Here is a 13,823-nt window from a genome sequence, read left to right on the forward strand (position 1 = left end):
GCGGGTTAATTAGATTCAACCGGACAAACGCAGTCGAAAATGTCATACATCAAGTCTATTGCCCATTGCGGTAAATCGATCTTGTCCTTGTTGTTCTCGTAGTATTGTCGCGGAGTGTCGCCAAACTCATACCCCATCGCCATCCAATCAACAACCATTTCAACCACGAAGGCGTCCGCATAAGGGTGGTTCTCGTACTTCTTTGTCCAGGTTTGCCAATGATGATCGTTATTAGCCTTGTGGTGCTCCCAGGCAGAATCAAAAGCGGCCTTATCCTTTTCTTCTCCCTCCGAAGGGAAGAACCATTGGCGGTACTGCGTAAACTCCTGCGCGGACAGCTTGCTAAGGTCGTGAGCCTTTACCCCGGCGGCTATGCTATGGTAAACGAAATCATCGTCTAGGAATCGAAACCCCTTCCCATTACATTGTAGCTTTATTTCTAGCCACGCCTTTTGGACGTTCAAGTAATGCCGTTCAACGTAGTCTAAATACTCTCTAAATTTTTGGATTCTCTCTAGCATAATTTCGTTTTTGGGTTGGTTAGTTATTCTTTTCCTGGTAGGCTAGCTCCTCCTCCTTAATGCGGTCAACGATGTACCGTGCAATTGTCCTACCCCATGTGTGTTTACCATGCTCCGGGTCGGTAGACTGCCAGTAGTGGTCCAAAGCCCAAAAGATTACGTCCTCCACCTTTTCGGGGTGTACGTTTTCTTCCAGTTCGTCAAGAATGACCGCTTTGGCTATTTTCCGTATTCCTTCCATTTCTCTTTGACCTTATCCGGCGTTAAACGAGGAAAGTATTAAGCCTCGGCCCCTTTTAGATTCGCCTATGTATTGCACTTTAACTTGGTCTAAATTTGAGGCACTAACCCAATTTCTTGAAGTGTATTCATATTCTCCCCCTTTGGTGAATGTGCCCATCCACATCCCATCTTTAATGTGGGTTACACATTCAGACGGATGAATATTCTTAGCATCTTCCTCGGATTCTGCGGATACTACCGCAGAATCATAAGTGTCATATCCATGTACTAAATCTTGAGTGATTAGGTAGATTTTCATCGTCTTTATATTATTCCCCGGTTGGGGAGGGGGTACAAATTTGAAAGCAAATCGAAGAGCCAAATAGTCCGAAGGCCCATGTTTTAGTAGTCCCGATTTGGTGGAACCGGAAGCCCTTGAGCCCGCAACTTTTGATCTTGAGGTAGAGTTTGTTTCCGGATAACGGGTTTAAAAGGCTCACTTCACTTTCGCTTTTGCAGCAGCCGGCGGCGGCGACAGCGTGACAAACTTCGGGCCTCCATACAGGCGGTTGAAACGATCCGGATCATTGTTTTTCATTTCAATTATCCTACGGACTTCCCGCTTCACGTAGGCGTAATTACTGACCTTGCCTTTCATACGAAGGACAGAGGGGGTTTTCTTCAGGGTTCTTCCGTTGGATTTCAAAGCCCATTGGAACATACCTACCGAAAACGTCCCCCACATACCGAGGGCTTTTTCATCAGGAATATCCGCGTCGAATTTTCCCGCGTGTTGAATTTCTTTAAAACTGTAATTGGTCATTTTGCCTGTTTTATTCTTTCATGTCTTCAAAATAGAAGACGATTTCATCTTCTGAGCACTCTTCCGGATCGGCCTGAATCGTCCCCGTTTCTAGGGGGTGGGAGTAGGTGATTTGATACCAGCCGGAATTTGTGCGGGTCGGGGTGAATGTTTTTTGGTTGTCCATCCCGGCCCTTCGGATTTTTACTTTTTCGTGGTCATGGGAGACGGCGACTTGTCCTTTCATCAGGTCGGAACCTTTCACCATCAGGTTTCTACGCCAGGGCTTCTTCCGCTCGACAATTGTTAGCCGGATCATTGACCTGGAGAATGTAGGAGGCGAAGCATTTCGTCCGCGAAGAGGTTTGCCTCCGGCTCGGTTTGTTCTCGGTAGTTCTCTTGGCTTTGGATAGGCTTGCCGCAATGAAATAGAACGTGTCCGACTTCGTGCCAAAAAGTGCGCTCCGCCCCTTCGTCAGATAGTGGTCGACACATGGTTATGACTCCAATATTTGACCAGCCCCAAAGCTCCCTTCCTGAAACATGGCAAGTAGTGTCTTGCCATTGAAGTTTCACTCCCAATTGCTTGGCAACGGCCATGTAACCGCCATACCCGCTTTCGCAATCAAAGGACAGACGGCCGTAGAGATTCGCCCGGTATTCTGCCTCCTTGATGATCTGAGCGGACCGGGTATAAACTTCGTCTCCGTCATAGACTGATTCCGCATAGCCGTCCGGGTACACCCCTCCCCCATCAGGGGAGAAGGCATAGAAACCGAAGGTGGCCAGCAGGAGGACCAATGCAAAAGTTTTCATTTGGTATCAGTTGAAATAGTGTTTTGGGAGGCCCTTCGCCCTTTTCGGCTATCTGGTTTTAATGGGCTGACGACTGCAAACCAGCAAAGTGTCGTCCCGTCCACCGGCGGAAGCTATCCCCGGCACAATCATCGTTCACCTAATCAGGATTGCACTAGCGTCCTAGCGGCCTCCCCTCTTCACTATTGATGTTGGGAGCAGGGAAGGTTTCGAACCTTCTGACAGCGACCTCATGGTGAAGGCCAGTGAAACATATGCTGCCCGCCGCTTCCGATGCGGCCCTGCTCATGTTGACCGTCTCTCCGGTCTGTCAAGCCTCTACCCACGTCGGCTTTCACTCCTCATTGTTATTGTGCGCGTCTAGCTGCTCTCCCCGCACGTAATGGCTTCAAACAGGATTTCCGGATAGTAGTCCTCCTGAGTTTGGGGATGCAAGAAGTACGGAACACATCCCCTCCAGAGCATGGCGCAGACCTAGCGAATAGCGCACCTCCCTTGCTATGTCTTCGCTTGGAAAAAGGGCAGAGAAACCGAACCGTAACTCCGCCCCAACAAATCATAATCCCAAGCATAATTTCTTTAAAGGCTTTAGGCAACCGGAAGGAAGAAGGCTATCCCCTCCGGCGTAGAAAAACACCTAAAACCCATATTCAATACCGTTTTCAACCCTGGAAATCAGGGTCACAACTCCGGCTGAGGTATCAGTAAGCCGGCTAAATTCTTTATGCGCTTCCGTCAGGCAATTGGCGTAAACGTGTTGCTTTCGCGGGCGGCGGATAATCGATTCGGGCTCCATATACTCGTAGGTGAATCGGTAGCAAACGCCCAATTGGTAGTACAGGTCGGAGTAGTTCAGATTTTCGAACGCCTGTTCCGGCGTCATTTCGACCACCTTCTCTTCGTGGTCGTCGTAGACAAAAAATACTCCGTTCTCTTCGTCGTAGTTCTCCAGGTCTCCAGGAAGGAGCTTTGCGGGAAACGGTTGGCGGATTTGCCCCGCTTCGGTCTCGATCACTACGTCCAGACCTTCGAAGTGGGTGTCTACTATCTTCGGGAGTATCGGAAGGTTTGCGGGAGAAATTTGAATACCCATTGCTAAGGATTTTGATTGCTTATTTTGTTCTCCACAAATCTAATCCAAAAAGAAATAAATTCCAAAAATTTCAGAATTAAAAAACCTCCAGAATTGTAAAATTCCAGAGGCTCAGTTCAAAAGCAATCAAATAAAGTTCTTTAGCCGATGTCCTGGACTTGGCTTTCGTGGTGGTATTCGTTCTTGATGGCGGAGCGGACCCCGGCCATGGTGTTGACCGTCTGCTTGTAAGCGGTGAACGCTGCTTGAAGCTCCCGTCTCAGCCGGATAATATCGGTTAGGTAGTCGTACTCTTCCTTACACTCCTCCTTCGCCTTTAAGTCTGCGGCCTTTGCGGACTCATTGTTCTGCCGGTAGTATTGCTGAAGGCGGGCCTCTTTGGTTTCTCTCCGGTATCGGGCGTTCCGCTCTTCAGTCTCCAGCCTTGCGACCTGGACGCCGAAGGCTTTCAGCCCTCGGGCCATTCTTGCGTTAGCCTTCATCAGCTTGGGGAAGTCCTCGATTGGGCTGCCGCGTTCCACAAACTCCGCAAACCAGCAGTCAAGTTTCGCCATTTCCTCTTCCGCGTTTTCCAGGTCGAAGGCGGAAAGGGGAACGCATGGATGGATTGTGTACCCAGGCTCCGCGTCTTCGTGCTCAAAAACCTCGTAGGGGAAGCAGCAGGGGAAAGAAATGTCTACGGCATGATCCGGAACCGGCTCTCCGATTTCTACCAGCCAATCAGCCAAACCCGAAGGGGAGGCAATCATCTTGTATTGGATCACAGCATTATCATTTTTGCGACTTCCTCCTCCACGTTCATAAGCACAGGCGAAAGTTGTTGGTTAAGGTATTCCCGGGTGCGTTCTACCTGAAGATGTACGTCTTCAATCAATTCCCTGTCCAGGTCAAAGGTCCACGTCCGGATTCTCAGGGCCATGGGCAGATGTGAGAAGGTGTACCGCTTCTTAATCTTGGTCCAAATCTCTTCGTCCACGGAAACGCCTTTCATCCGGGCATACTTCCGGGCCTCGAATTCGATTATTTCGTCTGGAGCGTCGACTAGGCAGTACGCAAGCCCCAATTTCTCTCGGCCGTACAGATCGCCGTAGCCGTTGAGTTGGTACATATAGTCCTTGTTGAACTCTTCGTCAGAGAAAAGGGGAAAGGTGAATTCGTCGTAAGGGGTTTTAACATCCCAAACCCATGTCTTTGGGAGTAGGACGTCACAGGTGCCCCGCTTGTAATCATCCACCCGCTCCGGCCCTTGGTACTTGTCGAGGAAAGGGTCGTTAAGGTAGGACCGAAGCAGGTCGATTGATTGGTCTTCGCTGATTGTCCCGCGGATGGTGTGCTTGGTGCTAAACTCTTTCCGATTGCCGTAAATCTGGCTCTTTCCCCAGGTCTGTGCAATGGTCTTCGTAGTCGCTCCAATTTCTACCGGCGCGTTGGCTTTCTCCAGTAGGGCGGCGTGGTCCTTCTTGAGTTTGTCCGTGTATTTGCCGAGGCTACCGCCTGGAGTCCGGAAAACTCCCGCCTTACGCTGCTCTAGCTCTTCGAGCGTTTCCTTTTCCTTCTCGGTCAGAGCTTCGCGGCGGAAGGCAGACATAAAGGAACCGATTGACGAACAACGGATTTTGAAGTCGTTTGGACTGATTGCCGGGGTGATGATCTTCTTTGTCATTACTCAGCAGTTTCCGGTTGCGCTGTCTGCTCCAGGTCTTTGCGGAGATTGTACTCAACCGCTTCCTTGTCGATCAACTTCATCTGTTCCTTCGTGACGTCGAAAAATTCTTTGACTCGGTCCCATGTGTGGCCGGCAGCAATGCCCCGGACGCATTTATTCCACTCTTCTGAGCCCTGGATGATTTTTGAGGGCTCAGGTGGTGCCTCAGTTGCTTGGGCGGCAAGCTCCATGTCTTTATTTTGGTCGTGGAACTTGTTGTCGAAGGAAATTGCCCGGGCGAGAAGGCTATCGTTAGCCCCCCAGGAGGTCCGCTTAATCATCCGTTTGAACGCCGTCTTGCGACGGAATTCATCAGGGTAGATTTTAGCCGCGGGGGAAGTAGACGAAGCGAGAATCCTGTCGCTCTCCTCCTTGGTGATAAGCTCCGCAATGCAATTCCCGTCGGGAAGGTGTCCAATGGAGTAGACACCAACGACTTTCCCCCGGGAGAATCCCTTCACTTCATGGGTGATCGGCTTCTTTGGGTTGCCTAAGTCCGCGTGGAAAACATCGGCAGCGTAGACTACCTGAGAATTGGAGGACGTGATCGCCCCTTCTTTTATCGCCAGGAAGTTAAGCCCCCGGGAAGTTACTTGAAGAACGGCCTTGGTCGTTCCGCTCCCTTTGAACCAACGGGCCTCCAGGTATGCGTACTGGTGTGCCGGGTTCAGCGTCAGGCCCAAAGAAACAACGTCCAAGACGGCGTTGCCAATGCTTTCGCGGGTAGCTTGTCCGATCTTCGGGTTCTCTTGAATAAGGCGGAGGGCGAAGTTTGCCTCCTTTTCTACGTCCTTCAGGTTCAGGCCCATTACCTTGATCCTGCCCTTTACCGGGTCGACGACTCTTAGACTGTTGTTTTGATTGCTCATTTCGGGTTTATTTGTTTTGATTGCTTACTATTTTTTTTACGATTCTTTGGGCGTCACTTGTGCGGATTTCAGGCATGACCGTAGCGAAGAAAATCTTCAGCCCTGTTTCGCTTTTGTAGTGGTTTTGGGTACCTACTCGCATCAATCCCCGCCCCGCCCTTGCTAGGCGCATCCGGTAGTTGTGATCGTAGATTCTACGGTTAAATTCATCGAAACAGCGGTCGCACATATCGACGCACTCTTCACGAATCGTATTTACCGGGCCGCTGCACTCAGTACATTTATCCATTGTCTTCAGCCTTTTCGGGTTCTTTGAGGTTCGGGATTCCGAAGCCGCCGTCAACAACTTCGATTGCGTCCTCTTCTACGCCGTAGACGTGATAATCCCAATTGCTCAGGTCGTCGTTTTTCAGGATTCGGAAAAGCCTTTGGACGGTCATTGGCTGTCCCTTAAAATCGTTTGCGATTTTATCACGCTCCAATAGAAATGCGTCGGGGTTCGGGTAGTAGTTCATCCCAACTCCAGGAAGGAGCCGGAAGAGCCATGCGTCATTGACGTCCGGACAGATGAAGAGACGGGAGTATTCCCGGTACTGCTCAGGGAATTTTTCCTTTGCGAAGTCGGTGACTTCAGTTGATCTTGCGAATTCGAATTTCATTTGATTGCTTGAAAAACCCCGGGAGCCTTTGGTCGGGCTCCCGGGAGGCTCGATGTGCGGCCTATGGTGTTAAGAAAAAGTGTTGTTGATAGCACCGGCTACGGCGTCCAGCGCGAGGCTTTCGACCTCCCGGCTCTTTTTGATCGCGTCCTTTGCGGACGGATCATTTACGGTTTCGAGGGATTCGGTCAGGTCGTTAACGGTTCCGAAGAACTGGAGCGGCTGTTTTGCGGCGTCCATGATCTTTGTCCCTCCTTGGTTGAGGTAGGAGCACGAAACGTCTCCTTTCTTGATTCCGACGACCAGACGCTTCCCGGTAAAGGTGGTTCGTCTGGTGACGGGGGTAATTCTTTCCATTGCTAAGGAAGTTTTTGATTGCAGGACAAAAATAGCTTTGCCAAATCAAAATTCCAAAAATTCCAGAATTTATTTCTTTCCAAATAAAAAGCCCCTGCCTCGATTTGAGACAGGGGCCTTAGCAACTAACTGAGAATTACTCTATGTGGAGCTTGTCGAAGGTGTAGGTCTTCACCTTGCCTTTTCGGTTCTTCGTGACTCTCCTTTTTCCGGGGCCCAGCTTAACGCTTATCCCTACGCGGCGGAGCGTTTTCGCCCTGCTTAAAAACTTCTTCCTTGCTGACGCCCTTCCCGTATCGGTAGCGTTTGTTTCGCTCCGCTCGTATGACCGCCGGCAAGCCTTCTTCAACTTCTCAAGGTCGTGGCTGGAGATTTCTTCTTCGTCACCCGAGGAGACGAGAAGATCACCGTCCAAATCAAAATCCGTGTCTGTGTCCGTGTTTTGCTGAAAACCGCGTGGCACAACACTTTCAGGGGTTGCCGCTCTTCCAGAAACACGACTTTTTACCTCTTCCGTGTTTCGCGTTTCTTGCTCAGGCTTCGATTTCGTGTCCGTGTTTTTGGCGGTGCCGGAATTCGTGTTTGGCGTGTGTCCGGATCGTGTTTTCGTGTCTTTGCCGTTTCTGTACTTTCTGACGGAGTCGAAAAGGTAGATCATAGCCACGGCCAGGAAGCCAAAATTCCAGGGGTAGGGGAAAATGTCCCCGGCCTTCCGGAAGTTGTTTACCTCGGGGATAACAGTCTGAGTGATTCCAAACAGGAAGGCGGCAAAGGCAAAAGCGAGATTGACAGTCCGAAGCCGGGGGATAGACCAGGGCTTCGCCTCTCCACGGTCTGCGACCTTCGCCCGGGTCGCTTCAGCCCCTTGGACCAAATGCTCCAGCTTGTCATGAAAAATCCCGCCAATGTTGCCCAGGAGCTTCCCGAGTAGGGCTTCGTCATTCCAGGCGATGCCTTCGTACTCGCGCCCGCTCATCCATTTGTAGAACTCCCTGAGAAAGATTCCAAACACAATAAGCCACACCGCGAAGTTGGTGCCGCCGGTCCAATCCTGGACCCGCTTTTCCGTTGCGGCTTTCGCTTCTGCTTCTTCCTGGTCAAATTTGTTCTCCCGCTTTTGGGCATTGCCGTTGTACGACGCTCGGGCCTCAGACAATTCCCGGGCCGCTTCGCTCTCGACCTTCGCAAGCTCGACCTTCATTGCCGCCTCAACAGTCCGGATTTTAGCCCGCATCTCTTGTTCTAAAATGTCAGCCTTCAACCTCCGGGCCTTCGCATCGCCCGGGGCCCAGGGGTGGACCTTTGAATCCAGGTCCGCGTTTCTGTCTGCGGTCTTTCGCTCCTTCTCGATTCGGGGCGTGTAAATGCTTGCGATACTGTCCGCCTTGCCTCCGAAGGAAAGCTCAATCGCCTTTGACGATGCCGCGTGAACCTTACGGATGTTCAGGGTATCCGCCTGGAAGTCTTCCTTCAGATCGGAAAGGTCTACCTCTTCCGGTGCATCGTGCATAGCCAAGGCCTGAGCCTCCGCGCCTCCTGCGCTTGTCTTACGGCTCAACAGGGTAATTCCTACCAGCATGGCGGCTAAGAAGACGAACAGGACCGCCCGGGGAAAGCTCCGAAACGTCTTCTTGTACATGAAGGCCAGCCAAAAAGTAATTGGGGGAATTACGTGGTGCATCAGTTCAATAACAGAGGAAATGGTAAGGGCTATAACCCCCCCAAAGATCATTGCAATTTCCTCGCCAAAGTAGGCAACGATCCCCCACGTTTCGCTTTTGTCATTCGCCCAAGCCAGTCCCCAATTGCAGCCCGTCAGGAAACTAACGACGTGGGCTAATCCGATGAAGAAGTTTAGCCACTTGACTGTCCGGCCGAACAGGATTTCGTTTTCAATCTGCTCTACCGTCCGGTTTTCTTCTTGTGTTAGTGTGTTGTCCTCCATGATTATTGATTTACAGTAAGATTGTGTCTTCCGGCGTTTTCGGTCTTCCGACGAATGTTCGCCCGGAGCCGTTCGACTCTCTCAGGCGTCACCAGTTCAAAGTCTACATCGATGGTTTCCCCCAGTACTTCGTGATTGACCAGGATAGGCTCAGGGTTTTCTTCACAGGCATAGGGAGCCGGGGGAAGCTCTTCGTCGTCTTCCCATACAGGCATATTTTCCGGATTGTCAACCGGCTCGAATGGATCAAAAATATTGGTGTACCGCCACAGGAACTCCCGGATTCCTCGCTCGATCCCGGGAATGAGGAACAACCTCACGAATTGGATCAAGAGGTAAGAAATGAAGCAGCAGCAAAGGAAAAACAGAATCATACCGCACTAAAAAGGCGGCTCACACATCGGATGCAAAAATAATTAAAACGTAGTGTTTATTCCAAAAATTCCAATTTGGAAACATATTTTTGCAGTAAAATGTGATTTCATGGCTTTGGATTTTACGCGCTACGACGAATATGACACCCAGCAAGTGACGATTTGGATTTATCACTTCGTCGAAAAATTGAAGAAAGATTTTGAGGCTCAAAAACGCTCTTTCAAACTGGAGCCCGAGACTCAGCGAGTGGCCGATAAGGTTTCACTAAGCAACAAATGGGCCATGAAACGTGGCTTTCTAGTTGGCCGAAAGATCATCCAGAAAAAAGAACTCAAAATAGGAGATTCCTTTGTCCGCGGAATAGATTTTGCTAAGACCGCGCATTTCTACTTAACCCAGCCGGGGCAATGGAAGAATATAGAAGAGTATCTAAGATCGATTGATGATAAGTTTTCAGAATTAGTAGAATTATCCAAAACCGAGAAAGAGAATAACAACTCCGTGCTTTTTCAAGCACAAAAAAAACTGGAGACCGCCTCCAGACAAGACGCAAATGCTATTCTAAGGGCCGTCCAGGAAGTTCAATCCATGGTGTTACCCTTAGTTGAAGAAAACCATTCCCTCAGAGAACAAAACACTACACAGCAAATGACAATTCTCCGATTAACTAAAGACGTGACGCGAAGAGTCGATCAAAACGAAAAACTGAAAGCCTCCGTTTCACGATTCAAGAAGTCCATGGATAAGCTCCTGGAGAGAATCGGCAAAGAAAAAGACCAAAGTAAAATTGAAGAAATGCGAAAAAAATACAACAAAATGTTGGAAGAGTTTGAAAAGTTGATGGAATGATTTGAGGAATAAATTTTGCCGTGCTAACTTTACACAGCAATAATCTCAGTCATCCGATTCTAAACGTACCCTAAATGCTTGCTCAAGATAGCTTTAACTACACGCCTCCCGAAACCAATGAAAATCAGGAAGTAGACGTTCAAACATCCAAAAAGGAAGATGAAATCTCCGCCAAACTTGATCTTATGTCCGACGACATAGACAAGTTCCTGGACGAGCTTTAGGCTGTAACTCAAGAACAGAAAATAGAATTTATTCCAAAAATTTTGGAATTATAAAATACTTGCTTAGTTTTGCTAACGCACAGCAAAGGGTGGTTCCTTTGACGACGGTGCGTTAAGTACGAACTAGGCCCGCCGAAAGGCGGAGCGCAACGAAAACCATTGCTGGGGTATGCCCTAGCACAAACGCGCCGTCAATTGGAAAGGGGCCGCTCTCGTTTTACGAGGCGGTCTTTTTCATTTTACCCCAATGCTGCCGGTCGATTTTGACCAAATGACTGATCCTGCCACGCGGCGGGCTGGAAAAGCTATGTCTTATGAATTATAAACCAAAGACTACCAGGATTAGCCCCGGGCTGAGGGTGAAGCGTTGCCTCCCCTTCAAGCTCACTAAAGAACAGAAGGACAGGCGGCAAGAAATCATCCAAAGGATCAAATCAAATGGAAAATGAGAGTAGTCGAACTGATAGTCCTTTAGACTTCACGCCGGAAGAAATCCGCTTCCTGGTCGAAGGTCTCAACAACATTATCAATATCCGACAGCGGCTAATTGCCTATTGCCTCAAGAACGGTAGGCATACCCGGGCAAGCCGGTTGACTGCTCAACAGAACGCGGATGAAAACTCAAGAAAATGGCTAAGGGAAAAGCTAGTGGAAAAAATGTCGTCCGGCTTGTAGATCGGATGCTCCGCCAAATGGACGCGGCAAAAGATTTGATCCAATTGGACATTGCCTTTGGGAATCTTGAGACCGCACTTCAGGCCGCGAAGATTAAAGGGCTTGAGGAAATAGCAAACGCCGTCATTGCCAAAGATTTGGTCTCCTCCAGAGAGGGACGGGATATGATAATGACGCTACCGATAGACGACCCCATGGGGGTAGTAGACAGAATGAAACAAAGCGTGAAGACTTATGAAAATGAATTGGCCGACCTATGAGTAAGATTGTCAGAAAAAAAAGGGACAAGCCCTTCGTTATGATCGGTAGGGACGCTTCTCAAGACGTGGAACTGTCTTGGAAGGCCCGGGGAATTCTCCAATATCTTCTTGGCCTACCCGACGGTTGGGAAATCAACATGGAAGACCTTGTCAAGCGGTCGAAGAAAGACGGAAAGGCGTCGCTACGGTCTGGAATCCATGAACTGATTATCGCCGGTTATATGACCCGGAAACTGAAGCGGAAAGACCAGGGCGGGCAACTGGCTGGATATGACTACGAAGTCGACGACGTTCCCGTACCTCCTGAGAAAAGATCAACGGACACCATTGTCCGAAAATCGAATAACGGTTCCACCGTTGTGCGGTTTTCCGATAACGGGAAAACCGATAACGGGAAACCGAACACTAATAAAGAAACAGAGAAAGAAGAGAAACATAGTAATAAAGAAGAGAGAGGAACGCGCTCTATTTCTGATGTTCCTAGGGGTGATTATGACAATGAAATTTCATTGGAGGATGAAGTCTTCTCGAACTGCGTGGAGGAAATCCGTAAACAGCCAAGACTACCTCAAATCATTTGCACCCGGGCGCGGCTTGAACTGACAAAGAAAGAATTCTACCACGAAATGAAGAAATGGATCAATCACAGAATCCAGGATCATGCTTTCGTGGAAAAAGCACATACCCGTCTACTCAGTGGCCGGGGCTCCTTCTTTTCGTGGGTGAATACTGACAAGACCCGGACGAAGTACGCTGCTCTTCGTGAACAAGGCGAAGTCAAAGAAGGCGTCCTCCAGGGAGAAAGCCCGCTGGCAAAACATCGCCAACTGATTGAGGAAATGAAAAAAGAAGACGCCCTATGACCAAAGCAATAGAAAGTCCGCTCCTGAAGGAGCTTACAGGTCTCGATAGTCTCAAGCCGTCAGCCGTCAGCATTGAAAAGCAACTAATTTCAGCTTGTCTTTTCTTTCAAGATGGATTCCCGAAAGCCATTGATCTAGTTAAGGCCGATCACTTTTTCGACCCGCGAAACCGGTTGATCTTCGAGGCAATGACCAGTATTTTCAATTCCCAAAGGGAGGTTGAGCTTTACTTGGTTGCTGAAGAAATGACGAAGCGGGGAACGCTCCAGGAAGCCGGCGGGATGCCCTACTTCCAGGAACTCCGGGGAAGAGTCTCTTCTTCCTTCTACGTTGAGGATCATTCTTTGGTGGTTGCTGAGAAGTATATCGCCCGCACAGGCATCGAGGTAGCGAACAACTTCTCCGACGCTCTTCTCCGCAACGAAGACGTTTTCGAGCAAATCGACGGACTGGAAAACTGGATTGGGGGCGTGAACGGAATTGGTCCGGACTCAAAACCTGAGCTTGCCGGTGACATTGGGGATCGGTACTTACAAAAGTTGGAGGAGTTTGCCGCGGATGAAAATGCGGAGGCCCCGGGCCTGAGTAGCGGTTACAAATCGCTTGACCGCGTTACCACCGGATTTCATCCTGGCGATCTCATTCTGGTCGCTGCCCGCCCTGCAATGGGTAAAACCGCTTTCGCAATGGGCCTCGGGCGCAACGTTGCCCGGAGGAAAGACAAAGGCGTCCTCATTTTCAACCTGGAAATGTCAAAGGATCAATGCCATGGCCGCAATCTGAGTGCTGAGTCCGGAGTCCCTGGAAACCGCTTGCGGGATTGGTCAAGGCTCAGAAAAGACAAAGTTGCTCGGGATTTAATGCACGAAGCGAACGCGAAGATCAAAACCTGGAGTCTTTTCATTGACGACACCCCGGGAATCACATTGTCCAAGGTCCGAGCAAAAGCCCGGGAAACGGCGCGGAAAATGGCAAAGAAAGGGACTCCGCTTTCCATGATAATCATTGATTATCTGCAATTGATGGGGACCAACGCCAAAAAGGGACAGAACAGGGAGCAGGAAGTCGCAGGAATCAGCCGTGGGCTCAAGGCTCTTGCCAAAGAACTGGAAGTCCCGGTCATTGCCCTTTCCCAGCTATCTCGGGCGGTTGAGGCCAGGGGAGGGGATAAGCGGCCTCAACTGTCGGACTTGAGAGAGTCGGGATCGCAGGAACAGGACGCCGACATGGTGATGTTCCTCTACCGCCCGGAATACTACAAAATCACCGAAGACGAACAGGGCAATTCGCTCCTTGGAATGGCTGAAGTAATTGTCGGGAAGAACCGGCACGGCGGAGCCCGAGACGTCATTCTCCAGTTCAAAAGCGAAACAGGGGTTTTCGAAGAACTTGACAATCCAGACTTTTCGCTAACGGGCAATCACCCGTCGGCCCCGAAGACGCCCGCTGCTGCTGACTATAACGATACAGATTCATGGCTTGAGGACTTGCCCTATGGCAGTTCCCAGCACTTTCCTGAAGGGAGTCCCGTAGACCTGGACGAAAACATCCCCTTCGATTAACCCGCCAATACTGGCACAATATCCAA

General features: G+C 49.8%; 19 protein-coding genes. 5 read left to right on the forward strand and 14 right to left on the reverse strand.

Annotated features, from left to right (window positions below):
- Positions 1–5: 5 nt before the first annotated feature.
- The 14 genes from E1J53_RS18955 to E1J53_RS19020 all read right to left on the reverse strand — a co-directional run bounded on the left by E1J53_RS18955 (position 6) and on the right by E1J53_RS19020 (position 9,303).
- Positions 6–521, reverse strand: coding sequence for a DUF5662 family protein (locus E1J53_RS18955; protein ID WP_134274207.1), 516 nt, complete (start codon positions 519–521; stop codon positions 6–8).
- A gap of 19 nt (positions 522–540) precedes the next feature.
- Positions 541–762 carry a hypothetical protein gene (locus E1J53_RS18960; RefSeq protein WP_134274206.1) on the reverse strand — a complete coding sequence of 74 codons (222 nt, stop codon included), beginning with the start codon at positions 760–762 and terminating at the stop codon, positions 541–543.
- 12 nt (positions 763–774) lie between these two features.
- Positions 775–1,062: a hypothetical protein gene (locus E1J53_RS18965; RefSeq protein ID WP_134274205.1), complete on the reverse strand. Its 288-nt coding sequence runs from the start codon at positions 1,060–1,062 to the stop codon at positions 775–777.
- 177 nt (positions 1,063–1,239) lie between these two features.
- A complete protein-coding gene (locus tag E1J53_RS18970) occupies positions 1,240–1,566 on the reverse strand; it encodes a hypothetical protein (protein ID WP_134274204.1) in 327 nt (108 codons plus the stop codon).
- A 10-nt stretch (positions 1,567–1,576) separates the two neighbouring features.
- Positions 1,577–1,864, reverse strand: coding sequence for a hypothetical protein (locus E1J53_RS18975; protein WP_134274203.1), 288 nt, complete (start codon positions 1,862–1,864; stop codon positions 1,577–1,579).
- Positions 1,861–2,361, reverse strand: a complete 501-nt coding sequence (locus E1J53_RS18980; RefSeq protein ID WP_134274202.1) for an ImmA/IrrE family metallo-endopeptidase — start codon at positions 2,359–2,361, stop codon at positions 1,861–1,863. The genes E1J53_RS18975 and E1J53_RS18980 overlap by 4 nt, the downstream gene beginning before the upstream one ends.
- A gap of 637 nt (positions 2,362–2,998) precedes the next feature.
- Entirely contained in the window at positions 2,999–3,454 is a 456-nt protein-coding gene (locus tag E1J53_RS18985; protein ID WP_134274201.1) for a hypothetical protein, read from the reverse strand.
- A 140-nt stretch (positions 3,455–3,594) separates the two neighbouring features.
- On the reverse strand, positions 3,595–4,203 hold the full coding sequence (locus E1J53_RS18990; RefSeq protein ID WP_134274200.1) for a hypothetical protein: 609 nt from the start codon (positions 4,201–4,203) through the stop codon (positions 3,595–3,597).
- Positions 4,204–4,214: 11 nt separating this feature from the next.
- Positions 4,215–5,117 carry a hypothetical protein gene (locus E1J53_RS18995; RefSeq protein WP_134274199.1) on the reverse strand — a complete coding sequence of 301 codons (903 nt, stop codon included), beginning with the start codon at positions 5,115–5,117 and terminating at the stop codon, positions 4,215–4,217.
- A complete protein-coding gene (locus E1J53_RS19000; RefSeq protein ID WP_134274198.1) occupies positions 5,117–6,028 on the reverse strand; it encodes a recombinase RecT in 912 nt (303 codons plus the stop codon). Before E1J53_RS19000 ends, E1J53_RS18995 begins: the two co-directional genes overlap by 1 nt.
- Before the next feature lie 281 nt (positions 6,029–6,309).
- The gene (locus tag E1J53_RS19005) at positions 6,310–6,687 is read right to left on the reverse strand and encodes a hypothetical protein (RefSeq protein ID WP_134274197.1); all 378 of its coding nucleotides are present in this window, start codon (positions 6,685–6,687) and stop codon (positions 6,310–6,312) included.
- 69 nt (positions 6,688–6,756) lie between these two features.
- Positions 6,757–7,044 carry a hypothetical protein gene (locus tag E1J53_RS19010; RefSeq protein WP_134274196.1) on the reverse strand — a complete coding sequence of 96 codons (288 nt, stop codon included), beginning with the start codon at positions 7,042–7,044 and terminating at the stop codon, positions 6,757–6,759.
- A gap of 136 nt (positions 7,045–7,180) precedes the next feature.
- Complete coding sequence (locus tag E1J53_RS19015) at positions 7,181–8,989, reverse strand: hypothetical protein (RefSeq protein ID WP_134274195.1); 1,809 nt, start codon at positions 8,987–8,989, stop codon at positions 7,181–7,183.
- 2 nt (positions 8,990–8,991) lie between these two features.
- On the reverse strand, positions 8,992–9,303 hold the full coding sequence (locus E1J53_RS19020) for a hypothetical protein (RefSeq protein WP_134274194.1): 312 nt from the start codon (positions 9,301–9,303) through the stop codon (positions 8,992–8,994).
- 112 nt (positions 9,304–9,415) lie between these two features.
- On the opposite strand from E1J53_RS19020, the gene E1J53_RS19025 reads away from it, so the two are divergent.
- From E1J53_RS19025 to dnaB, 5 genes are all read left to right on the forward strand, one after another.
- On the forward strand, positions 9,416–10,213 hold the full coding sequence (locus E1J53_RS19025) for a hypothetical protein (RefSeq protein ID WP_134274193.1): 798 nt from the start codon (positions 9,416–9,418) through the stop codon (positions 10,211–10,213).
- A gap of 74 nt (positions 10,214–10,287) precedes the next feature.
- Positions 10,288–10,437, forward strand: coding sequence for a hypothetical protein (locus E1J53_RS19030; protein WP_154640242.1), 150 nt, complete (start codon positions 10,288–10,290; stop codon positions 10,435–10,437).
- Between the two features lie 629 nt (positions 10,438–11,066).
- On the forward strand, positions 11,067–11,372 hold the full coding sequence (locus E1J53_RS19035) for a hypothetical protein (RefSeq protein ID WP_134274192.1): 306 nt from the start codon (positions 11,067–11,069) through the stop codon (positions 11,370–11,372).
- Complete coding sequence (locus tag E1J53_RS19040; RefSeq protein WP_134274191.1) at positions 11,369–12,235, forward strand: hypothetical protein; 867 nt, start codon at positions 11,369–11,371, stop codon at positions 12,233–12,235. Before E1J53_RS19035 ends, E1J53_RS19040 begins: the two co-directional genes overlap by 4 nt.
- A complete protein-coding gene (dnaB, locus tag E1J53_RS19045) occupies positions 12,232–13,797 on the forward strand; it encodes a replicative DNA helicase (protein ID WP_134274190.1) in 1,566 nt (521 codons plus the stop codon). Before E1J53_RS19040 ends, dnaB begins: the two co-directional genes overlap by 4 nt.
- Positions 13,798–13,823 lie beyond the last annotated feature (26 nt).

It is taken from the genome of Lewinella sp. W8 (assembly GCF_004375085.3).
Classification (GTDB): domain Bacteria; phylum Bacteroidota; class Bacteroidia; order Chitinophagales; family Saprospiraceae; genus Neolewinella.